At 56.6% G+C, this 23819-nt stretch carries 17 protein-coding genes; 10 read left to right on the forward strand and 7 right to left on the reverse strand.

The window, feature by feature from the left end:
• Positions 1 to 26: 26 nt before the first annotated feature.
• The 4 genes from ABOK31_RS35790 to repC all read left to right on the forward strand — a co-directional run bounded on the left by ABOK31_RS35790 (position 27) and on the right by repC (position 5642).
• Positions 27 to 1076 carry a hypothetical protein gene (locus tag ABOK31_RS35790; protein WP_349963442.1) on the forward strand — a complete coding sequence of 350 codons (1050 nt, stop codon included), beginning with the start codon at positions 27 to 29 and terminating at the stop codon, positions 1074 to 1076.
• 1014 nt (positions 1077 to 2090) lie between these two features.
• The gene (gene repA, locus ABOK31_RS35795) at positions 2091 to 3290 is read left to right on the forward strand and encodes a plasmid partitioning protein RepA (protein WP_349963443.1); all 1200 of its coding nucleotides are present in this window, start codon (positions 2091 to 2093) and stop codon (positions 3288 to 3290) included.
• Positions 3287 to 4276 (forward strand): plasmid partitioning protein RepB, encoded by a 990-nt coding sequence (repB, locus tag ABOK31_RS35800; RefSeq protein WP_349963445.1) that lies wholly within the window; start codon positions 3287 to 3289, stop codon positions 4274 to 4276. The genes repA and repB overlap by 4 nt, the downstream gene beginning before the upstream one ends.
• A gap of 151 nt (positions 4277 to 4427) precedes the next feature.
• The gene (gene repC / locus ABOK31_RS35805; protein WP_349963486.1) at positions 4428 to 5642 is read left to right on the forward strand and encodes a plasmid replication protein RepC; all 1215 of its coding nucleotides are present in this window, start codon (positions 4428 to 4430) and stop codon (positions 5640 to 5642) included.
• 168 nt (positions 5643 to 5810) lie between these two features.
• Here the strand turns inward: repC and ABOK31_RS35810 are convergent, their stop codons facing one another.
• The 6 genes from ABOK31_RS35810 to ABOK31_RS35835 all read right to left on the reverse strand — a co-directional run bounded on the left by ABOK31_RS35810 (position 5811) and on the right by ABOK31_RS35835 (position 11590).
• Entirely contained in the window at positions 5811 to 6716 is a 906-nt protein-coding gene (locus ABOK31_RS35810) for a recombinase family protein (RefSeq protein WP_349963447.1), read from the reverse strand.
• 182 nt (positions 6717 to 6898) lie between these two features.
• A complete protein-coding gene (locus ABOK31_RS35815; protein ID WP_349963449.1) occupies positions 6899 to 7303 on the reverse strand; it encodes a type II toxin-antitoxin system VapC family toxin in 405 nt (134 codons plus the stop codon).
• On the reverse strand, positions 7300 to 7560 hold the full coding sequence (gene vapB, locus ABOK31_RS35820; protein ID WP_349963451.1) for a type II toxin-antitoxin system VapB family antitoxin: 261 nt from the start codon (positions 7558 to 7560) through the stop codon (positions 7300 to 7302). Before vapB ends, ABOK31_RS35815 begins: the two co-directional genes overlap by 4 nt.
• 797 nt (positions 7561 to 8357) lie before the next feature.
• The gene (locus ABOK31_RS35825; RefSeq protein ID WP_349963453.1) at positions 8358 to 8972 is read right to left on the reverse strand and encodes a GNAT family protein; all 615 of its coding nucleotides are present in this window, start codon (positions 8970 to 8972) and stop codon (positions 8358 to 8360) included.
• Positions 8973 to 9179: 207 nt separating this feature from the next.
• A complete protein-coding gene (locus ABOK31_RS35830; RefSeq protein ID WP_349963455.1) occupies positions 9180 to 10847 on the reverse strand; it encodes a transposase in 1668 nt (555 codons plus the stop codon).
• Between the two features lie 131 nt (positions 10848 to 10978).
• Positions 10979 to 11590 (reverse strand): chloramphenicol phosphotransferase, encoded by a 612-nt coding sequence (locus ABOK31_RS35835; RefSeq protein WP_349963456.1) that lies wholly within the window; start codon positions 11588 to 11590, stop codon positions 10979 to 10981.
• A gap of 228 nt (positions 11591 to 11818) precedes the next feature.
• Between ABOK31_RS35835 and ABOK31_RS35840 the strand changes: the two genes are divergently transcribed.
• The gene (locus tag ABOK31_RS35840) at positions 11819 to 12325 is read left to right on the forward strand and encodes a GrpB family protein (protein WP_349963458.1); all 507 of its coding nucleotides are present in this window, start codon (positions 11819 to 11821) and stop codon (positions 12323 to 12325) included.
• 33 nt (positions 12326 to 12358) lie between these two features.
• On the opposite strand, the gene ABOK31_RS35845 is transcribed toward ABOK31_RS35840, so the two are convergent.
• A complete protein-coding gene (locus ABOK31_RS35845) occupies positions 12359 to 14041 on the reverse strand; it encodes a transposase (RefSeq protein ID WP_349963459.1) in 1683 nt (560 codons plus the stop codon).
• Positions 14042 to 15041: 1000 nt separating this feature from the next.
• Between ABOK31_RS35845 and ABOK31_RS35850 the strand changes: the two genes are divergently transcribed.
• Genes ABOK31_RS35850 through ABOK31_RS35870 form a run of 5 tightly spaced genes read left to right on the forward strand, consistent with a single transcriptional unit; the run spans position 15042 to position 23812 of the window.
• Positions 15042 to 15371, forward strand: coding sequence for a HigA family addiction module antitoxin (locus ABOK31_RS35850; protein ID WP_349963461.1), 330 nt, complete (start codon positions 15042 to 15044; stop codon positions 15369 to 15371).
• 57 nt (positions 15372 to 15428) lie between these two features.
• Positions 15429 to 18941: a helicase-related protein gene (locus ABOK31_RS35855; protein WP_349963463.1), complete on the forward strand. Its 3513-nt coding sequence runs from the start codon at positions 15429 to 15431 to the stop codon at positions 18939 to 18941.
• Positions 18938 to 20269: an AAA family ATPase gene (locus ABOK31_RS35860; RefSeq protein ID WP_349963464.1), complete on the forward strand. Its 1332-nt coding sequence runs from the start codon at positions 18938 to 18940 to the stop codon at positions 20267 to 20269. The genes ABOK31_RS35855 and ABOK31_RS35860 overlap by 4 nt, the downstream gene beginning before the upstream one ends.
• A gap of 1 nt (position 20270) precedes the next feature.
• Positions 20271 to 20918, forward strand: a complete 648-nt coding sequence (gene ptuB / locus ABOK31_RS35865) for a retron Ec78 anti-phage system effector HNH endonuclease PtuB (RefSeq protein WP_349963466.1) — start codon at positions 20271 to 20273, stop codon at positions 20916 to 20918.
• Positions 20915 to 23812, forward strand: coding sequence for a DUF1156 domain-containing protein (locus ABOK31_RS35870; protein ID WP_349963468.1), 2898 nt, complete (start codon positions 20915 to 20917; stop codon positions 23810 to 23812). Before ptuB ends, ABOK31_RS35870 begins: the two co-directional genes overlap by 4 nt.
• Positions 23813 to 23819 lie beyond the last annotated feature (7 nt).

The raw sequence follows: 23819 nt of genomic DNA on the forward strand, positions 1-23819 counted from the left end.
TCGCGCCCCTCATTCCGGAGACTCACGTGGCATCAGAAGTGTTTTCAAATGGGCGCCGGACGGCCCCTATGGTCGATCTATGCGCATCAGGCAAAGTCCCCTCCCCTGTGCAACGGCAGAATATTTTCGCGGATCTTGCCAACTCGATCGTCGAACTATGGCGGGCCAATCTCGCAGGGTTTACAAGCCATTCACAGATTGAGGAGTTTAAGTCCAAAACGCTCTATGCACGACTATGGCGGGAGTCTGGTGGACCGCTCGACACGGAGCAGATCGAAGAGCTGCGGGCTGCTGCGGAGCAACGATCGGCTCACCTCACAGGGGAGCGCTACAAGCATTTTCCATCGCAACAGTTTGGGGAGCGCTTACTTCCCGACTTCCTTGCTCCGCAGAAGCGACCGGCTAGGGTGCCCGTCCACCGCGGAAGCTGGCGAAAAGGAAGATGCGAGCTTTGGTTCTGGCGAAGCATTTCAAAAGATGATGGCCGGCTCATCATTAGGGCAGCTCAGCGATACGAAGAGCACGCTCGAAATACTGGAGAGCGTATCGGTCCACTAGGACCGATAGGGCTGGAAATACTGAAGCTGTTCGTCAATTTGGCGATCGCAGGAGGCGGTCGGGTCGAACCACAACTCACATGGATCATGTCGAAGATTCGGCGCTCCAAATGCGCTGTTGTAGCGGCGCTTGCTCGTTTACGCGATCACGGGTTTATTGATTGGCGCCGGCGGTACAAACTGACCGGGAGCGAAGGCCCCGGGCCTCAGGTGAAGCAAACCAGCAACGCCTATCGCATCATCCTCGAGACCGCAAAGCGTGTTGTTTCTGGCATCGAACAATCACCACCCTTGCCTGACGACTTCGCGCAGGAGAGAGATGGGCGTAAAGCCCAAGTTTCAGCCCTGAGCGGTACGGTATATCAATCAGATCAACGTGAGTCTGTTGAGCAAGCTGAAACCTCTCCTATTTTACCTTCTAGAGGTAAGAACCAGAACGGACGCCCTGATAAACAGCCAGATGCAGGCCCTAGAGGCGGCCTTCGGCGGTCGGCTGGATGCAAACCTCCCTCCGGCTGACGGCCGAACGCTGAAACAACGAATTTTCTTTCGCGGGGATAGCCCGATTTTGGCTTTTGGAAAGCCTGGGGGATGCTCTCGTTCTGTCACGTGACCGCTGAGTAGAACTCAAAACCGGTCTTGGCAGCCTCCCGCGTCCTGCTCGACAGACAGGCGCGGTCAGCAGAGCAAAAGCCTGTCTCAGATTGCTGATGGCGTCGGGATCTGGCTATACCCAAAGCCTCGATGCAGCCTTGGTGGATCGACCCGCCGCAGCCGCGGTGAGAGGACCTCGCGAGCCTGAGCCTTCTCACCCTCTTCCCATACACGAAAGAATGGTGCTTGAGGCGCCAGGTTCCACGGGGCGATTTGCTATAAGGTCGGCAAGTTTAGATAGGCGTTCACGTAACCGAAAGCTCGCGACGACGGACTTGGCTTGCGTCTGGCATCCATCCACCGCGTAGCGTGAAGACCATCGCACCTGCTTCTCGAAGAACCGAGTGCAAAGGTACGGGGCTTTTGGCAAGGTTCCGGCGAACTCTCCGGTGTTGTCGATAGCGCGGGCTATTCTGCCTGATATATCGATCGCCTGAGCCGCAGTGAAATTATGATCGGCGATATGTTCGGTTGGCTCAGACAGGCGGAGTGGGATTGGGGGAACAACGATGGGCTTCGCTTGGTAATGGCGCCCATCCGGTAGTGCAACGTGTAACCACCGCATGTAGCCTTTGAGAGAGTGGCGCGCCCTATTCAGGGAGTATTCTGTGCATTCAGGGAACCGTGTATCGTATTTTTCGCTCGGGTGAGTGCTTGGAGGCTACGCTTTGATGATCGTTGCGATACAGTCGAGTACGGCTTGGCTGATCTGTCACCGAGATTCGCTCTTTAAGCTATTGACGAAAGTTGGCCGCGGCCAACTGTTTGACACCTCGTTTGGCAAGGTAAACGAATCGTGTCATAACGGATACGCTTTTTTAATAAGAAACGATTAGTTTCCGTATCGGCACTAATTTCGTTTTGCGAGGATTTTCCACTTTGAACACGGCGAGCGTATCATCAACCGATATTCGTATCGAGCGGCATGCAAAGCAGCTCTCGCGGCAGCTCAAGGTGCTCTCTGAACACCTTTTCCCGCCGCATTCCCAAAAGACTCTGCGGACGTTTACGTCAGGCGAAGCCGCGCAACTAGTGGGCGTTTCAGACGGATATCTCCGGCAGCTTTCGTTGGATGGAAAGGGTCCAATTCCAGACGTAAACAGCTCGGGGCGGCGCTCATATACCCTCAGCCAAATTAATGAACTTCGCCGTCATTTAGCAACGTCAAAGCCCAAAGACGCGCTTTCGTTTCTCCCTCATCGTCAAAGCGGAGAAAAGCTTCAGACTATCGCAGTCACGAACTTTAAAGGCGGCTCGGCGAAGACAACGACGTCACTGTATTTGGCGCAGTATCTCGCTTTGTGCGGCTACCGCGTTCTTGCAATTGACCTTGATCCGCAAGCATCTCTTTCCGCGATGCTCGGTGTACAGCCTGAATTCGATCTAGGCGACGGGGATACCTTGTACGGCGCCATCCGATATGATGATGACCGGAAATCACTACGTGAGATCATTCGGCCCACTTACTTTGATGGACTGCATCTTGTGCCTGGCAATCTCGAACTGATGGAGTTCGAGCACGAAACACCTCGGGCCTTGGCTGAAAGGCGGGTTGGGAAGGGCGAGCCGTTTTTCCAAAGGGTAGGTACCGCGATCGCCGAGGTGGAAGCTGATTACGATATCGCTGTCATTGATTGTCCACCTCAACTCGGCTATCTGACACTCGGCGCCGTCTGCGCCTCAACCGCAATGCTCATCACCGTTCATCCACAGATGGTCGACGTAGCTTCGATGTCGCAGTTCCTCCTAATGACCTCGGACCTTTTGGCTGTGGTGCGGAAGGCAGGCGGCGATCTTTCCCATGACTTCATCAAGTACGTCGTAACGCGTCATGAGCCTTTTGATGGACCCCAGTCTCAGATTGTTGCTCTCCTAAGAAACCTCTTCTCTGATGATGTTCTTACCGCCACGATCTTGAAGTCGACCGCTATCTCCGATGCGGGCCTTTCCAAGCAGACACTGTATGAGATCGAGCGTGGCCAAGTCCGAAAGGCGACCTACGACAGAGCGCTGGAATCGGTGAATGCGGCAAACTCCGAAGTTCTGGCAAATGTCCGAAAAGTATGGGGGCGCAAATGAGCAGGCGAACAAAACTCAACGGAATCTTTGAGCAATCCGTTCAGGAGTTGGCCGCGGCCAACTTAGATAAGGAGCCCGATCATCGCGGTCCGGCTGGACCGGTACGCACGATGGCTCTTAGTCTTGGCAAGATGGAAGAAGAAGCGAAGGCACTTCAGGAAGCGCTCCAGTCTGGGCAACATGTTCAGGAATTAGATCCAGAGTTGATTGACCCCTCTTTCGTGCGTGATCGTATCGATGAGATCGTTTTCTCTAAGGACGATCCATTTTTGCAATCCATCGCCGAGAATGGCCAGGAAGTTCCAATCCTGGCGCGTCCACATCCAGAAAGGGATGGTCGCTATCAGGTCGCCTATGGGCACCGGCGAGTTAAGGCTGCGTCCGTTTTGGGCGTCAAGGTTCGCGCGATTGTCCGCGAGATTGATGATTCGGCTTTGGTTGTTGCGCAGGGCGTTGAAAACAGTGGTCGCGAAAACCTGTCCTACATCGAACGAGCGGTGTTTGCCTCCAGTCTTGAGGGTCGCGGCTTCTCTCGTTCTATCATTATGCAAGCCCTTTCGACAGACAAGACTGAGCTGTCGAAACTTATCTCGGTTGCTTCCGCGGTGCCTGCTGACATCATACAGGCTATTGGAAGTGCGCGTGGCATTGGTAGGCGCCGCTGGCTCGATTTTGCCGCTGCCTGCGGCCCGGTAAACCATAAGGGTCTCGCAAAGCTTATAAGTTCAGCGAACTTTCAGGAGCTCTCTTCGAATGAGCGTTTTGAGGCCGCTTTAGCATCCCTGACGACCAAACGCGACGGTGCCGTCGTACCAGAAGAATGGAAGCCAAAGCACGGTGGTGATTTGGTGGGCACTATGAGGGCGAAGGAAAAGTCATTTGCAATTACGCTTAAGGCTGCGGATGCAGCTTCGTTTGGCCGATTTCTGTCCGAACGACTTGATGAGCTTTACGACGAGTATGTGAAAGCCAAGGAGATAGGATAGCAAAAGAAAAAGGCCCCCAAACGACCCAAGTCGTGGAAGCCCCTCTCTTCGTCATAGCAACCGAAGAATCGCATTTCCACGAATCGTAGTCAAGAGTCTTTGGCATCGTTTTGGTGAGCAGATTTCTTTTGCCTTTTGAAAGGTGAAGAAAATGCAGAGTGGAAATGTGACGACGCCCTTCGGGCGGCGGTCGATTTCTCTTGCCCAGATCAGAGGGCAAATGAAGACGGCCGAAATCAAATCAGGCAAGACGGTCGAGAAGTGGAAGGTGTTTCGCGATGCTTGTGAGGCGAGGGAACTCCTCGGTATCCAGGATCGCGCTTTGGCAGTTCTCGATGCGCTTCTGACATTCTATCCAGACAACGAACTTTCAGCAGATCGTGGGCTCGTGGTCTTTCCGTCGAACGATCAGCTTTCCGTGCGAGCGCACGGGATCGCCGGTACGACTTTGCGCCGCCACCTTGCCGCGCTTGTCGAAGCGGGCCTCATCCAGCGCAAGGACAGTGCCAATGGTAAGCGCTATGCCCGCAAGGACGGATCTGGCGCGATCGAGGATGCCTTTGGCTTTAGCCTGGCTCCATTGCTGGCGCGTGCGGAAGAACTGGCGCATGCCGCGCAGCAGGTGGCTGCGGAACGCAAGCGCTTTCGCATTGCAAAAGAAGCTCTGACAATCTGCCGGCGTGATGTCCGCAAGCTGATCACGGCTGCTGTGGAAGAGGGTGCTCCTGGCGACTGGCGTTACATCGAGGCGCTTTTTATCGACCTTATTGCTCGGATTCCGCGTTCACCGCTCATCTCGGACCTCACCTCTATCCTTGAAGACATGGAATTGTTGCGCGAAGAGATCGTCAACCGACTGGAAATTCAGGAGAATTCCCAAAATATGGATAGCAATGCTATCCGAAATGGTTGTCACATACAGAATTCAAAATCCGAATCCATCTGTGAACTTGGACCTAGCTCTGAAAAAGAGCAGGGCGAGAGGCCGGCGGAACAACCGAAACGAATGGTCGAGCCGAGACAGCCGTTCCCATTGAGCATGGTGCTACGGGCTTGCCCCGAAATCGCGATGTATGGGCCGGGAGGAGCAATCAACCATTGGCGGGAGCTGATGAGTGCCGCGGTGGTGGTCCGATCGACCCTCGGGGTCAGTCCCTCGGCCTATCAGGATGCTTGCGATGTGATGGGGCCGGAAAACGCTGCGACGGCGATCGCCTGTATCCTGGAAAGGGCAGGGCACATCAACTCGGCCGGCGGATATCTGCGCGACCTCACTCGGAAAGCGGCGCGCGGCGAATTCGGGCTTGGGCCGATGCTAATGGCGCTGCTCAAAACCAATGCTGGTGGAGACAGGAAATCTGCCTAGTAGAGTGCGGAAGCTAAACCTGGAACCTCAATGTTCGTTCGGTTTCTCTGGGCATTGCCCGTTACGCGAAATGGGTGTGGTGCTCGGTCGTAAGGGCTTCCATGGTCTTTTCCTTCCTGTTGCCTCGTTCCAGGTCGGAGCGGCAGGTTCACGTAACTGATGATTTGACTATTCGCCGTCAGCGTCAATGAGCCCGATTTTCTTTGCTCGGTCGAGCAGGTTTTTGACGGAGGAGGGGGACCATTTTATGCCGCCGCGGGGCGTGCGTTCATGGAGGCGCTCGAGCTGATTGGCGATTTTGCGAACGGTTATTTCAGTGTTGGACGAATACATACCCGCGACAAGCGTCATCAGCCGGTCTTCGGGAGGGCGAGGGGGAGACTTTTTGAGCAACGCCGGATCAGCAAGGTGCTCTGCGACAAGCCACTTCACCGCCCGCTGGAGCCGTTTAGGCGTCCAGTCGACACCGCGCTGCTTCAGGACGCGGGCAATTTCGTCCCAGGTATGGTCTGGACGCATTCGGCGAACTGTCGGAAGCCACTTTTGGGCGTCGAGCTGGATGCGCTCCCCATATGCCGATTTCTGTGCGGCGGTGATCTTGGCGAGCATTTCCGGGCGGCGCTCACGAATGCCAGGATTGCCGGGGAGCCGGCCCTTCGATTTAGCCGCCTTGATGCCAGCTTTCGTTCGCTCGGAAATTAAGGCCCGTTCGAGCTGGGCTACCGCGCCGAGGACTTGCAGCGAAAACATTCCCTGCGGCGTCGTGGTGTCGATTGGATCCCGCAGTGATCGGAAATGCGCCCCCTTTGCCGTCAGGTCCTCGATCACGGACAGGAGATGGCTAACGGAGCGCGCCAGACGGTCGAGACGGACAACGACGAGCGTCTCACCTGCATTGATCTCACGGATCAGCTTTGCCAGCGCCGGCCGGGTACGCGATGCACCAGAACCGTGCTCCTGGACGATTGTGTCGCAGCCGGCCGAGCGCAGCTCGATTTCCTGGGCTTCCGTTGCCTGCTCCTCCGTTGAGACGCGCGCATAGCCGATCAACCTGCCTTGTTTTGATTTGTTCATGCAAACGGCCCTGCAATTTTTCGCCAAGATGACATGTCGATGCTGGCGACATGAAGCAGAAACATGTCGATAAAATCGTCAAATATCGACACATTCGTCAACCGAAAGAGATTTATCTGTTATGCGCACCGATCTAATGCGCTAGGGCCTACTTGCAGACAAGCGAGGGGACTTGGGTGCGCTCACTGTGTCCAATCTTCTACGCGCAGGCCCTCGATCCGTTCAAACTCCTTGAGATTGTTGGTAACGATCGCGAGTTCCCGCGCCTTGGCCTGCCCAGCGATCAGCACGTCGTAAGGACCGATAGGCGTGCCTTTGGCGATGAGGGTTGCCCGAACCTCTCCAGCGACGAATGCGTCACGCTGGTCAAATTCAAGAATCGGAAAGTCGGCGAGCAACAGGCGCAGGGTTTCGAGATTGTGCTGCACCTTCATGCTTTTGTGAGCCCCGAAGTAAAGCTCGTGGACGACGATCGAGGACAGGGCGATACTGCCCTGCCTGCTATTGAGGACGCGTTCGATCAGCAGGTCCGATCTGCGGCCAATTAACGCGATCACGGCATTTGTATCGAGTACATGCGAAATCACGAAAACACCGCGTCAAGGTCCGGCCGATCTTGTTGCTCCGGCTGTTGGCGGCCATCCGCCATGAAGTCGTCGCTTAAGCCACGGACCAGCGCCGCCTTCAGCGATGTCCACGCTTCTTTGGTCTCGATATGCGGACGGAGGATGAGGGCGTCGCCTTCCTGCGTGATTTCCACGCGCTCGACATTGAAGCGGAATTCTTTCGGCAGGCGAACGGCCTGCGAATTGCCGGCCTGAAAAACGCGGGTCAGATGAGGCATAGCTGCTCCCTCCAAGTATATACATGAATGTATATACAGCGCCATTGCATTGGCTTCAAGATGAGAACATGAAGATTTGTGGGCTGCAAAGCGCGTGAATAGGCTGGTTACAACCAGGGTCTGCTTTTTTAGCGGCTTACTTGCTGATTTTTAACTTACGCAGAAGGCCGTGGAACGCGATTTCGGGTCTCGGATGACCTGTGCGTCGCCAGAGCGCTAATGCGCCCGTATGGCCCTTTATGGAGGAAAAGGCGAATGTGCGTGATTTTTCGGGGAAACCGTCTTCCGAGAGCCATCGATATTCGGAATTTGAGTAGCTGGTAAGAGGTCTGTACAAATGCACAAGACGAAGATAACTGATCGTTTGTAAACGTCTCTGGAGGCGCTTTTCGGGCTATAAATCGGCCTGATGCGCCTGAAAATAAGGGATTTTCGACAGAAAACTCCGTTCGGTACGGAACCTTGTTCAATTCGATATGCCATATTTGTCGATGATGAGAGGCGCAGAAAAATGCTGCATGACGGACGGAAGTGACCATTAGGCTAAATTCATTATGAGAAAAATATGTAATAAATACATTGGTCTAGCGCTTGAATGATGCGAGCATTTGCGGGGTAACGGGGGCAAATTGGGTGGCAGTGCCGAATTGCTAGGCGGCGTTGACGCTGGTGCACTTTCCACTTGGCAGGTGAGCAGCGGGCGGATGTGGCAGAATCGTCAGACCCTCGGACGTCTTCTTAGGTCCATTTGCTCGGACCGGCAGTTCGACAGAATTCCTTGTCGCTCCGAGAGCAAACTACGCCGATATTTCAGTGCTCGTGCGGAGCTTCTCGAGCTGCCATTTAAGATTGCTTCGCACTGCTGGCCATTCTGAAGGGATAATGCTGTAGACGCATGTGTCGCGAAGGCTTCCATCACGCATGCGCATGTGCTGGCGCAGAACGCCGTCGAGTTTTGCTCCCAGGCGTTCGATGGCACGTCGGCTCTGATGATTCATAAAATGCGTGCGGAACTCGACCGCCAGGCAGCCGAGGCTATCGAATGCATGCGATAGAAGTAACAGTTTTGCTTCCGTGTTTAACGGCGTTCTCTGAACGCGAGTGGCGTACCAGGTCCCGCCAATTTCCAGACGTGGACCTGCGCGATCAATATTCAGATACGTTGTCATTCCGGCCAGACGCTGCGTGCGTTTATCGAAGACCGAAAAGGGTATCATGACGCCAGACGCTTGGAGTGCGAGGCATCGATCTATATGCGCCGACATGTCCTCAGGTGCGGGGACGCCGGTGTACCACAACTGCCAGAGATTGCCGTCTCTTGCGGCTTCCACAAGTTGGTCGTGATGCTCATGTGCTAGCGGAAGCAAATCGACGTTCTGGCCCGACAATAAGGTTGCTTCTATAGCTGTCACCTGACGTTCCTTGATTTCGCAAAATCGCGGTATTCAAGTTAACGCAATGTGACGTCAGGTCAACGACGCTAACTGCCTCAACCAAATCCATTCTCAATCCCCCCAGTTCGAAGGCCATGCATTGTCGGATTCGAGCAGGCAGATGAAGTAGTCTCGATCGAAACATTGGGCGAAGTCGCGATCACATCTATCAGATATTTTGAGGGCTCAGGCTTTTGCCGCAACAAGACCCGCCAGAGGTGAGATCACTTTGCCGCGGACGCCAAGCCGATCGCCGAGATAGTGATAGAAAGACAGACCAAGCTTTTGGCACGTCTTCATCAGGCCGAGCATGGTGTCGCGAGCAACACGACCGTCGCGGCTCATCGTTCCGCCGGAGATTTTTCGCTTGGTGACGAAGCTGCGCAGGTCGTTCTCCGATGCATTGGTGTTGAGCGGGATTTCCGGCCGCTCGAGTACGCGCAGCAGCTCATCTTTTCGACGGTGCAGCCGCACCAGCAATGCGTCGAGCGTGTCATAGCCAGTGCGCAGGCTAAAGATCTGGTCGAACCGTCGGCGGAAGGCCGGAATTGCCTGCGGGGAGGGCTTCTGTTTCCAGATCTTTAGAGCCTTGTAAAATCGCCAGACGAGATCGCGAACCAGTGCAACCGATCGCGCCTCTTTCGCCTTGGCAGGCATCAACTTTTGCAGAAGACGCTCGCAATGGACCCAGCATAGGGCGTGATTGCCAACCCGGAACTGGCCGGCGTCGTCGGAGACGATGACCATGTCGCCGACAAGACCATGATAACGGATACAGCTCCAAAGTCCGGCTTCGGCCAGCAAACCAACCCCTTGCCTGTCGAAGATCTCGACACCTTTGCTGGCCAGACGCTCCAAAAATGGCACTTCATTACAGAAGTGTTGCGGCTCGAATGAGTGCAGTCTGGCAGCAAGGCCTGGATCGGCGCGGCGGCCTTCCAGATAATCGAACGCGGCATCGTTGAGGACATAGTCTCGATAATTGCCGCGCAGCAGCGACAGAAAGTTCAGCCGCGATTTCGACTTCGTGGTGCGGAAGACCGCAAAGCGCTCACTGCCGATCTGGGTGGTATACAAGTTGGAATGAGCGTGGCGGGCACCAGTGTCGTCGACTGTAATGTAGGAGGACGACACCAGGCCTGCATGCAGCACCGCCGCATCCTCGGCGACAAACTCGTCCAGCCCCTTGGTCAAAAGGCGCACCACCTGGCGCTTGGAAATGTCGATGCCGATATCGTTCAGCAATGTCGTCAGCCGCCCAGTCGTCACTTGTCCCTGAGCGTGCAGCATCAGGCAAAGGCGCCTCAAGTGCACACCGAAGCCGCCCATAATCCCGGCGGGAAGAGGCGCCAGCGTGGTCTTACCGTCCGGTGTTACCCAACATTCACGGCGATAATGCACGACCTCGGCCGACAGCACCAATTCCCGGACAAAACAACTTTTGTAGCCTTTGAACCGTGAGCCGGCCGGAACATTGGCTTGCAAGATCACCTCCCGGCTGACCCGCTTCACATCGAGCTTCGGGCCGCGTGGCTTCTTCTTGCTCGCCGGTTTGTCGCCGGATTTGATATCGGTTGCCTTGTCCATGCCGGACGGCCGAAACGGCGGGCGCGGCGGCAGACTCTTCAGTCGGGCGATCTCATCGCGCAGCTGCTGGTTCTCGACCTTGAGGCGGGTGTTTTCTAGGCGCAGCTCTGCGTTTTCCTCGCGAAGCACTGCGTTCTCGGACCGCAGTACCGCGACCTCGGCCTTGAGCGCGTGCAATTCCTCGACGAGCCCGCCAACGAGCCGGCGCATCGCCACAAGGGACAGAGTTTCGACATACTCGACAGAGGGAAGCGGTCTCTTTGCCATCCCCGGATTGAATCATGATTTGCGCTGCCAGCGGAATCCCCCATGGCTGATAATCTGCCCATAGAGCATTCTTTTGTTTACGCTTGTCTGGAACCGGTCGGGCGGAACACGGTCACGAAAGCAGATCGGATCTATGACAAGTTGACCGCATCTACTGTGGGCGGTGAACCAAAGTCGCCGGCAATCACTCGGGAAATATGTTGCTGAATTGCGACCGCACTAGCCTCCACCGTTTTGGAAGTGACGTCTAAATCCAGGATAAACGGATGTAGAGGCTTGAGGACTCGAGCTTTACTGCTTCTCTCTCTGGAAGCTCGTGTGTCGATCGACTTTAGCCGATCCCGACGTGTAGGCGTGGAGACGCGGCGCACTAGTTCTTCTTCATCGCAAAGCAATCTGACAGGTACCATCAGAGCCTCGCGCTGCTGCGCGGCATTGGCGATCTGTTGAAAGGTGCGAACACTACGTTCGTCATCTTCGGTAAGGGCCTGCGTGAAGATGTAATTCGCCGAGGGAGGGCTGTACGCAACAATTGCGTCCAGGACCACCTGCCGGATTCTCCCGGTGTATTCCGATATCCCTTTTGGAAGAGGCGTGGTCCCGTCGTCGTCCAAGAGGCGGAATATGGGGTTATTGAACCAATGGTTATCAATGACTTTTGCGGAAACGAGGGTGCTCAATTCATTGGCGATTGTCAGTTTTCCGACGCCAGGAAAACCCATCAGCAAAACGAAAATTCGCATAGCGGTGTCAACTTCTCAACGGTTCACCGAGAGAACAATAGGGGATATTTCCGACGCTGCAACGTCTGCCGCGCCAACAAATCTGCCCCACTTACATTTGCGGGTAACTGGGGGTACGCGGAGCAAAAGGGGTGGCAGCCAACTGGTGGCTCGAGGGGAACATCTTCGGAAGCAGTCATAAGGCCACGGCGTCTCGTAATTGTTGCAGAGCCTTGATAGGCTTAGCGTATGAAACCGCCGATAGTTCTCACCCCCTATGACCCGATCTGGACCGATCTATTTGAGAGGGAACGGACCGCTCTGCAAAGAGCAGATATCGGATGGTTCAGGGCCATTCACCACGTCGGCAGCACGTCTATTCCAGGGATTGCTGCCAAACCGATTATAGACATTTTGGTCGGCCTACGTTGCGATGACGACGGCAGAGCTTGCGTTGAAGCAATGCATCAATTGGGCTATGAGTATCGCGGTGACGGCGGCATCCCTGGACGTCACTACTATCGGAAGGGAACACCGCATACGCATCATGTTCACATGTGGGTGGAGAGCCATCCGGAATACGGACGACATCTTCGCTTTCGTGATTATCTCAGGTCTCATCCGGAAGAAGCACGAGCCTACGAAGCTCTAAAGCGCGAGCTGGCTGAACGCTTTGTTTCTGATACCCTTTCTTATTCCCAGGCCAAGGACGAGTTCTGTCAACGGATTGACGAGTTAGCTAGGAGACAAGCCTGATCTGGCTGCTTGGTTTCGTCAGCAAATGCAGCGTCAGACAGGCGACTTCACCAAGTCAGCCAGCGGCGGGATCTTTGATCCAGCGTCCGCAAGGCCGAGGCGGTCGCCAAGATAAGTATAGAATGAGATGTCGAGCTTCTGGCAGGTCTTCAGTAAGCCTAGCATGACGTCGCGAGTGATACGCCCATCAAGGCTCATGGTCCCACCGGAGATCTTTCGCTTGGTGATGAAGCTGCGCAGGTCGTTCTCCGAGGCGTTGGTGTGCAGCGGAATCTCGGGATGTTCGAGGACTTTGAGAAGCTCCTGTTGCCGCCGATGCAAGCGCACGAGCAACTTGTCGAGGGCGTCATAGCCGGTGCGCAGGGTGAAGATGCGATCGAACCTGCGTCGGAATGCATAGGCTGCCTGCGGTGATGGCTTTTGCTTCCAGACCTTGAGCGCCGTGTAGAAGCGCCAGACGAGGTCACGGATCAATTCGACGCATCGCACCTCTCGTCGCTTTGCCGGCATCAGCTTTTGCAACAGGCGCTCGCAATGGATCCAGCACAAAGCGTGATTGCCGACGCGGAACTGGCCGGCATCGTCGGAGACAATGATGGTATTGCCGAGCAGGCCATGATGGCGGATCGTGCCCCAGCTGGCGGCTTCGACCAGCAGACGCATCAGCTGTCGATCGAAGATATCGATCCCTCTACTGGTCAGATGCTCCAGGAAAGCAACCTGATCGGCAAAGATAATGGCGGATCTGCTCTGGAGCTTCTCCATGATCGCCTGCTCGACAAAACCCTGTGTTCGCAGCCAGTGCATCGCTTCGTCATTCAGGACATAGTCCTGATGGCCAGCTTTCAGGATGGACAGGAAGTTGAGCCGCGATTTGGAAAAGCCGGTGCGGAAGGTGGAAAAGCGCTCGCCGCCGATCTGGGTGGTGTAGGCGTTGCGCCTGATATGGCGGGCACCGGTGTCATCGACGGTGATAAAGGGTGCTGAAACAAGCCCGGCATGCAGAACCGCGCTGTCTTCAATGATAAACGGATCGAGATGCGTGGTCAGCAGCCGCACGACCTGCCGTTTCGAGATCTCGACGCCGACGCTGTTGAGCATCTCCGTCAGCCTGGGCGTCGTAACCTGTCCCTGCGCATGGAGTGCCAGACAGATCCGACGCAAATTGCGACCAAAACCACCGGCAACCCCGTCTGGCAAAGGGGCGGTAATCAGTTTGCCCTGGGGCGTCAGCCAGCGTTCCCGGCGATAGTTTACGAGCTCCGCCGACAGAATCAGGTCACGGACCAAAAAGTTCTTGTATCCTTTGAAGCGTGAGCCTTCGGGTACATCGACTGTCAGCGTCACAGTGCGGGTGATCCGGTTCTTGTCGCGCTTAGAGCCCCGCGGCAGCTTACCCGGAGTTCGATCATCCTTCGCGTCGTCCTCAGCAGAACCTGTTGCCTTGTCCATACCCGATGGTCGAAATGGTGGACGTGGCGGTAGTTTCTTCAGCCGCGCGATCTCGTCACGCAGTTGCTGGTTCTCGACCTTCAGGCGGGCATTTTCCAATCGGAGTTCGGTATTGTCCTGCCGCAAGGCCTCGCTCTCGGATCGCAGTGTGACCTCGGCCTTCAACGCATGTAGCTCTTCGACGAGCCCGCCGACAAGCCGACGCATCGCCACCAGCGACAGCGTCTCAACATGCTCAACGGACGGTAGTGGCTTCTTCCCCATAGCAAGAAGGAATCATGATTTGCTCGCTGGCGGAATCGGCCATGACAGCCATCGGATTCAAGGCTGCTGCTTATGCACAGCTAACTGAGCGTTCGTCTTCGTCATCTCGAAAACGTTCGCGGCGCCACCCTTTCTGCCCCGCGTACTAACTGGGGCAAAATCGATGGGAACGCCGGCGCAAACCGGCAAGGAGTAGATGGTGCAAGTCCATTGCGATGAAGGAGTAGCGATCCACATCGGCCCCGAGTCATGCGCGGGCAGTCGTGAGGCTGTAGGTGAAGTGTTGACAAAGGGGCATGCAGGCCAGCCATTGAGCCGCGAAAGTTTGGACATTTCATGTGCCGACACTTTCCTTCTATGCGGAAGGCAATACGAGCAAGCGCGTTTTCGCGAGCGTCCGTTCGACCCGACGCGGTCGCAGACCCTGGCATGCATGGGCGCTCCTTGCGCGGGAGCCGGGAGGCCTCGTGATTGGCCACGTGGCTTATTCGAATGAGCTAGGCAGATCCCAGCCACCCTATTGAGCCAGACGGATACATTCTCACCTGCAAGTTGTCGGGCGCGGTTTCGTTCTCGGGTAGGATAACTCTTGAGGGGCTTTATGAAATATTTCGATCCGACAGAAGCGCGCATCGCATGGGATGACACAGACTGAAAAAGAGGCGTGAGACACGACCACCACCAGAAAACGTTTAGGGAGTTTCGTCAGTAGCGAAGTAGTCATCTTCATTAGGCCGTCTTTGCCTTTTGATGCTGTCCAGTGGAGCTTTTCAATCATGTACAACCCCATGGAAGACCTAGTGGTTTGGCTTTGCAGGGAGGGCGGCGCAAGCTGGGGATATGTAAAGTGTCGCTTGACGCTATGCGACATCCTCCGATATCCGAAAGAATGAAAATTCGGAATGTGATGCGGTGTATTGGAGTCGCGCGAGAAAGTGTAACGCACGGCGCATTTGGTTTTGCGGTACTGAAAGACAATCGATCTGGAGATAATTAAGCCATGAGGAGAACCAAAAGCGACGTCATCCGTGCTCCTGTTCATCCCGGCAGGTTCGTAAAGACCGATGTTATCGAGCCGCTCGGCCTGACGGTAACCGCTGCGGCCGACGTTCTCGGTGTCACGCGAGCTGCCCTATCCGCACTTCTCAACGAGCGCGCCGATCTTTCGCCTGAGATGGCAATTCGGATTGGGAAGGCTTTCGGCGTCGCAATGGAGACCCTGATGCGGATGCAGAATAGCTTTGACATCGCTGTGGCACGTAAGAAAGCCGAAGACATCGACGTCTCACCCTACAAGGGAAAATCCTCGCAACAGATTGTATCGCTATGATCTGCCCAGCTATCCGCTCCCCAGGCGGGCTCCTCACGTACGAAAGCCGGCGACCAAATGAAGCTTGAAGACATTACTGCCGGCCAGAGTTTGTCTGGGATCGAGCCGTCCCAAATCGTGACCGTTGTCGCGACAGTTCCCCTTGGTGAGGGTGCCGTGCAGCTTATCTACCGGACCCCGGAAGGCAGCATGAAGGAACGTTTCCTCAGTCGCGGAGACGAGCCTTCCGTCGATGTCGCCACTGTCGAGCGGCCGTTCTCTTTCGCTGGGGATGGTGCGATATTCCAGCTTGTGTGCGAGGCTAAGCGGATTGATCTTGCTTTCCTCTTCGATCCGATGATGGCGGTCCACAGCTCGAATGTTGAGCCATTGCCGCACCAGATCACCGCCGTATATGAATCACTTCTGCCTCGGCAGCCCCTGCGGTTTGTCCTCGCCGACGATCCCGGCGCCGGCAAGACAATCATGGCCGGGCTTTACATCCGCGAACTCATTATGCGTGCGGATTCGCATCGCATCCTAATTGTCGCCCCCGGCAGCTTGGTCGAGCAGTGGCGAGACGAGCTTTACGAGAAATTCGGGCTGGAGTTTCACGTCTATTCTCCCCTTCTCGAGCAGACCTCGCCGAGCGGGAATCCGTTCGACGACTATCCCCGCCTCATTGTCCGACTCGACCAGATTTCCCGTAACGAGGAGCTTCAAGACAAACTATGCGCTCCGGGCTGGGACCTCGCTGTTTTCGACGAAGCGCATAAGCTTTCAGCCCACTATTTCGGCTCGAAACTGGAAAAGACAGGCCGCTTCCGCTTCGCCGAAAAGCTGGGTGCTCATGTCCGGCATCTGCTGTTGATGACGGCGACACCCCACAACGGGAAGGAGGAGGACTTTCAGCTCTTCCTTTCGTTACTCGACTCCGACCGCTTCTACGGCAAGTTTCGCGACGGCGTGCACAAAGTCGATGCCTCAGACCTGATGCGTCGCATGGTAAAGGAAGAGCTGGTCAAATTCGACGGCACGCCGCTCTTCCCAGAGCGCAAGGCGTATACCGTCAACTATGAACTCTCGCCGATCGAAGCCGCCTTGTACGACGCCGTTACCAACTACGTGCAAACGGAGATGGGCAAGGCCGACCAGCTCGAAGGCGCCCGCAAAGGTTCGGTTGGCTTTGCCCTCACCGCGTTGCAACGACGGCTTGCTTCAAGCCCTGAAGCGATCTTCCAGTCTCTGAAGCGCCGCCGCGAGCGGCTGGAGAACCGGCTGCGCGACGAGAAGCTTGGAATCAAGGGGAGACACGACCTCGCCGAAACCTATGCCACCGCGCCGGAGGATGAAGACGACCTCAGCGCCGAGGAGCAGGAGTCTCTCGAAGAAAACCTCATCGACGACGCGACCGCCGCCAAAACGGTCGCGGAGCTTGAAGCCGAGATCATTATCCTGAAGGGGCTGGAGGAGCAGGCAAAAGCTGTCGTCGCCTCCGGGCAGGACCGCAAATGGGATGAACTGTCGAGAATCCTTCAGAACAATCCCGAAATGCGCGACGCCTCCGGCCGTCAGCGCAAGATCATCATCTTTTCCGAGCACCGTGACACCTTAAACTACCTTCAGGCGCGGATTGCCGGCGTGCTCGGCAATCCCGACGCCATCGTGACGATCCACGGCGGCACACACCGCGACGAGCGCCGCCGCCTTCAGGCGCTCTTCCGCTCCGACCCCGACGTCCGCGTGCTAGTGGCGACCGATGCGGCAGGCGAAGGTGTCAACCTTCAGAACGCCAACCTCATGGTCAATTATGACCTCCCTTGGAACCCGAATCGGCTGGAGCAGCGGTTTGGCCGGATTCACCGCATCGGTCAGACCGAGGTTTGCCATCTGTGGAATCTAGTTGCCAAGGAAACCCGCGAGGGCGATGTCTATCACCGCCTGCTGCTCAAGCTTGAGGTCGAGAGCCAAGCCCTGCATGGACGCGTGTTCGATATTCTCGGAGAGGTCTTCGAGGAAACAAGCCTGAAGGATCTTCTGCTAGAGGCGATCCGTTACGGTGATCGCCCGGATGTCCGCGCCCGTCTCACCCAGAAGATCGATAGGGCGCTCGACCACGACCATCTGAAATCCCTCTTGAATCGCAACGCGCTCGCTCAGGAAACCATGAGTCCTGAGCGCCTGTTCGCGGTAAAGGAGGAAATGGAGAAGGCGGAGGCCCGGCGGCTTCAGCCATACTTCGTCCGAGCTTTCTTCTCCAAGGCCCTCGACGCGCTTGGCGGCACGGCGCATCCACGCGAGTCCGGCCGTTACGAGATAAGCCATGTTCCATCGACGATCCGCGAGCGTGACCGCCGCCTGACGGGCCGGAACCGGCGCGACCATGAACCGGTCTTGCGGCGTTACAGCCGCATTTGCTTTGAGCGTCAGGCCATCCAGCCGCTCGACAAGGGGGGGCTCGAGCGCGCCGTTCTTATGCACCCCGGCCATCCGCTCATGCTCGCCATGTCGGATATGATCCTGGAGCAGCACACCAATCTTCTTAGGCAGGGGTCACTTCTTGTTGACTCGTCCGATGAGGGACTCGACCCGACGCTGCTGTTCCTGCTGACGCATGAGATAAAGTCCGGCGACAATACAGTGCTGTCGAAGCGCCTGCAATTCGTGCGGGTTGGCCCGGATGGGCAAGCGACCTTCGCCGGATGGGCGCCCCATCTCGACCTTGAGCCTTTGCCGGATGCCGAGCGCCCCTTACTCAAGGACGTACTCGACGCGCCATGGCTATCCTCCGGTCAGGAAGCGCGCGCCTTGTCCCTCGCCGCGACGACGCTGGTGCCAGAGCACTATGGCGAAGTCGCGCAGCGGCGCATTGACCATGTGGAGAAGACGCTGAACGCCGTCCATGAGCGGCTGAGCAAGGAAATCGCCTTCTGGCAGGACCGTTGGATGAAGCTGAAGGACGATGCCGAGGCCGGAAAGGACGTGCGGCTCAACCTTCAGAATGTCGAGCGCACGCTTGGCGACCTTCAGGGCCGTCTGGATAATCGGAAGAAAGAGCTTCAGGCCATGCGCCATGTTGTGAACGGCACGCCGGTCGTGTTGGGCGCGGCGCTGATAGTGCCGGCGGGCTTGATGGACAAGCTGCGCGGCGACGAGCCGGTCGATCCTATGTCGACGACTTTCGCGGCCGACGCGGCGGCCCGCTCGCGTATTGAACATCTTGCCATAACGGCCGTCCGGCAGGCTGAAGAGGCGCGCGGCTGCCGTGTTGTCGATGTCTCGGCCGCAAAATGCGGCTGGGATTTGACTTCCTATCCCCCGGCCGTTGACGGCAGGCAGCCCGATCCCAAGCACATCGAGGTGAAGGGTCGCGTGAAGGGCGCAAGCACCGTTACGATCACCCGCAACGAAATGCTTTACGCCTTCAATCAAGGCGACAAGTTCGTGCTGGCGATCGCCATTGTCGGCGAGGACGACTCCATCGAGGGCCCGCACTACATTCCGAGCCCCTTCGACCGCGAACCGGGCTGGGGCGTCGCGTCCATTAACTTCCGTTTGAGCGATCTGCTCGCCAAAGCAGAGGCCAGATGACCGCGCTGCGCCTCGACAAGCTATCGCTGACGAATTTCCGTTGCTTCGCTCATTGCGACGTCGCGTTCCATTCCGGCCTGACCGTGCTGGTCGCGGAGAATGGCAGCGGTAAGACGGCCGTGCTCGACGCCGCCGGAGCTGCTCTCTCGGTCTTCGTCAACGCGATCTATCCGCCGGAGAAGGCCTGGCGGATGGAGCGGAGCGACGTGCGCCTGATTCCCGATCAAGGGCGCAGGATGGCCCCCTGTCTGCCGACCGAATATGACGCGCAAGCCACCGTTCAGGGTGAGGCTGTGACGTGGAAGAGCGCGATAAGGACTTATGGCGACAAAGTGCGTCCGGGCTTCCGGCACCTTGGCCCGATGAAAACGGCTGCGCAGCCCTTCCTCTCCGATACGGCGGTTCTCCCGCTCATCGCCTATTACGGTACGGGCCGCCTCTGGAGCGAGCAACGGCGGACCGAATATCGCCGTTCCTCCGTCACCAATGTCGGGGAGCGCGTCGCCGGCTATGCCGACTGCCTCACGTCATCATCGTCGTTCAAGGGCATTTCGGCATGGTTTGAGCATCGCTTCAGGCAGACGGCATCGCCTTCATTCCGGGAGAGCCTGCAAGCCAACCTTGCGATGATCGAAGGCGTTAAAACTGCCACCGATACGGTTCTTCAGCCCACCGGATGGTCAAGTCTCCGCTGGGATGACGAGCTTCATACCCTGACGGCTAAGCACGAGACGCGAGGGGAGCTGCCATTGTCCATGCTGAGCGATGGCGTTCGCACCATGCTTGCGCTTGTCGCCGACGTTGCGCGCCGCTGCGCCAGCCTCAATCCGCAACTGAGGGAGCGGGCCGCAAGCGAGACCCCCGGTGTTCTCATTGTCGATGAAGTGGACATGCACCTGCATCCCCGCTGGCAGCAGCAGGTGGTCGGCTTGCTGCAAACCGCGTTCCCCGCCCTACAGATCATCGTCAGCACGCACAGCCCGCATGTTCTTTCGACGGTTGACAAGGCATCGGTCCGGGTACTCCACTTCGACCGTGACGAAGCACGGATAGAAACGCCGTCGTTTCAGACCCGAGGGGTGGAAAGCGCCAACGTTCTCGCCGCCGTCATGAATGTCGATCCGGTTCCGCAACTTCAGGAAACGGACAATTTAAGGACCTATCGGGCGCTGATAGAGGATGGCAAAGCGGACGCCGCAGAGGCGCTTGCATTGCGCGAGCGATTGCTCGCGCACTACGGTCCGAAAAGTCAAGTCATGGTTGATTGCGACCGGCTAATCCGCTTCCAGCAGTTCAGGCTCCGGAACGACAAGGGCAAAGGAACCTGATATGCAACACCTTGATCGTGCGGCGGTACCAGCGCCGCCTTGCCTTGGAACCTACAATCAGGGCGCTGACACTTGGGACAACGTATCGTCGCAAGATAGGGCAGAAATCAAAATACATCTCGAGACACTGCAAGGCCGGCGCTGCGCTTATTGTGAAGGTGGCGTCGATAATCTTGGCCAACACATTGAGCATTTCCGGCGCAAAAGCACGTATCCCGCTCTCACCTTCGACTGGAATAATCTCTTTTGGTCTTGCGACGAGAAGGATTCATGCGGTCATTTCAAAGATTCGGGTGCTGGCCCGTACGACGTGGCAGACCTCATCAATCCTTGCTCCGATGATCCGGATCAGTTCTTCACCTTCCGAGCCGATGGCACGATTAGTGTAAGGCACGGCCTGTCACAGCCGCAACAGCATAAAGCGAACGAAACGCTGCGCGTTTTTTCTCTGCATCCGCGGTGGGGACGCTTAAGGAACATGCGCAAAGCCGCTGTCGTCGGATACATCAAATACGTTGCCGATGCCGTCGCTGACGGCTTTTCGGATGATGATATTCACGAACTGATTGCCGAAGAGCTTCAAGCTGCCCGCGGCCTACCATTTTATACGGCCATTAGGCATGTACTGACAGAAAGACCACAGGAATGACCGCTACCGTGAAAACCCCGAAAAAGCTGATCGAGGTCGCTCTGCCTCTGGATGCGATCAACGAGGCCGCTGCGCGCGAGAAGTCGATCCGTCACGGGCACCCGAGCACGCTGCATTTGTGGTGGGCGCGGCGACCGCTTGCCGCGGCCCGTGCTGTGATCTTCGCGCAGATGGTCAACGATCCGTCGTGGAAATGGGAGCTTGAGCATCCGGGCAAGATTCCGCCGAACAATATCAAGGCGAGTTGGGCGGCGAGCAGGAACCGACTCTTCGCCATTATCAAAGACCTAGTGCGGTGGGAGAACACTACCAAGGAGGCAGTGCTGGTAAAAGCGCGGGCCGAAATTCGCAAATCCTGGCGTGAAACCTGCGAACTCAACAAGGATCATCCACAAGCTGCCGAGTTGTTCGATCCCGAAAAATTGCCAGCCTTCCACGACCCCTTCGCGGGCGGCGGGGCGCTCCCGCTTGAGGCACAGCGCCTCGGGTTCGAATCCTACGCGTCCGATCTCAATCCAGTCGCCGTCCTCATCAACAAAGCAATGATCGAAATCCCACCAAAGTTCGCTGGGCGTCCACCAGTGAACCCGGCGGCGGGGAGCAGCCGTGATGCTTGGAGCAAACAGTGGGAAGGAGCGCAGGGGCTCGCCGAAGATATTCGTTACTATGGGCAATGGGTGCGTGACGAGGCGGAAAAGCGAACCCGACATCTGTATCCGCCCGTCGAGATAACAGGAGGAATGGCGGAAGATCGACCCGACCTTAAGCCGCTCATCGGCCAGCAACTAAATGTTATTGCCTATCTCTGGGCTCGCACGGTGAACAGCCCGAACCCCGCGTTTCGTCATGTGGCGGTTCCGTTGGCATCGACTTTTGTCCTATCAAGCAAGACGGGAAAGGAAGCTTACGTCGATCCTGTAATCGATGGCGACCAGTTTCGGTTCATTGTGAGAACCGGCAGGCCTCCGGCCGCAGCAAATGATGGGACAAAGCTATCCCGTGGCGCTAACTTCCGGTGCCTTATCTCCGGGACGGCGATTGAGCCGAACTACATCTATGCAGAGGCGAACGCTGGGCGCATGGGCACTCAGCTCATGGCAATAGTTGTCGAAACTCCGCGTGGACGCATCTACCTCTCGCCGAACGAACTGCATGAAGAAGCGTCCAGGAAGGCTTCGCCGGTGTGGAAGCCTGATACACCGATGCCAAAGAACCCGCGTTGGTTTTCACCGCCGCTCTATGGCCTGGCAACTTACGGAGATATCTTCACTTCACGCCAACTCGTCACTTTGACAACATTGAGCGACCTGATTGGGGAATGCCAAGAAAAGGCCGAATGTGATGCGTCGGCGAGCTTACCAGATGATGTTCGAAGTCTCAGTTCTGGTGGCGGCGGCCCTAAGGCATATTCGGAAGCGGTTGCCATCTATCTCGCTTTCGCGGTTTCAAAAGTTGCGAACATCAGTTCCTCTATTGCTTCGTGGATGAGTGATCGAGGGGCCTTCAGAGAGACTTTTGCAAGGCAAGCTATCCCTATGACATGGGACTTCGCCGAGTCTAATCCATTCACCGACGCAGGTGGTAGCCTTCTCACCGCCATCGATAAGGGGGCTATGGCCATTGAGTTCCTGCCCGCGTCCGGCCGCGGCGTCGTCATTCAGGACAATGCAGCTTCACAAAGCATCTCTCTAGGTAAGGTAATATCGACTGACCCACCATATTACGACAACATCGGCTATGCGGATTTGTCGGACTTCTTTTATGTGTGGTTACGGCGCTCTCTGCGGCCAGTGTTTCCGGATTTATTTGCAACCCTGTCAGTGCCGAAGGCAGAAGAATTGGTTGCAGACCAATACAGACACGGAGGAAAAGCAAAAGCTGAGAGATTTTTCTTGGAGGGCATGACGGAGGTGATGCACCGACTCGCCACGCAGGCTCATCCATCGACTCCGGTGACAATTTACTATGCATTTAAGCAGTCGGAGACGCAGACTTCGCAGGGAACGTCCAGTACAGGTTGGGAGACGTTCTTGGATGCTGTCATCCGTTCGGGTTTTGCGTTGACTGGCACTTGGCCTGTACGGACTGAAGGAGCTGGTCGCATCATCGCGAAAGGAACAAACGCTCTCGCATCCAGTATCGTTCTTGTTTGCCGCCCGCGTCCGGCAACGGCTGGAACTATTTCCCAGCGCGATTTTCAGCGCGAGCTGAACAGGGTTCTTCCCGAGGCACTTGACGAAATGACGCGCGGCTCGGGCGAAGATCGCTCTCCGGTCGCGCCGGTCGACCTGTCGCAGGCAATCATTGGTCCTGGCATGGCGGTATTCTCCAAATATGCCGCCGTGCTTAAGGCAGATGGTACCGCGATGACCGTGCAAATGGCCCTTCGCCTCATTAACCGCTTCCTCGCCGAAGATGACTTCGATCATGATACGCAGTTCTGCCTACATTGGTTCGAGCAATATGGCTGGAAGGAGGGCCGGTTTGGTGAAGCCGACACGCTTGCCCGCGCCAAGGGCACCAGCGTTGATGGCGTAAAGAAATCGGGTGTGATCGAGTCCGGTAGTTCGATTGTCAGACTCAAACGCTGGAAAGAATATGATCCCGATTGGGTCCCAGATAAGGACGGGCGCCTGCCGATTTGGGAGGCGCTACATCAATTGATCCGCGTGTTCAAAACGGAAGGTGAGAGCGGCGCCGGTGGGATTCTTGCAGCGATTGTCGGTAAGGCCGAACCGACCCGGCAACTTGCCTACCGACTCTATACGCTTTGCGAGCGCGCAGGTTGGGCCGAAGATGCCCGCGCCTACAACGAAATCATAACCAGCTGGAGCGCCATCGAGTCTGCCGCAGCAGCGGCACCGAAGGCGCATCAAAGCGACCTGTTTGGCTGAAGAGGGA

The organism is Rhizobium sp. ZPR4 (assembly GCF_040215725.1).
Lineage (GTDB): Bacteria > Pseudomonadota > Alphaproteobacteria > Rhizobiales > Rhizobiaceae > Rhizobium > Rhizobium rhizogenes_D.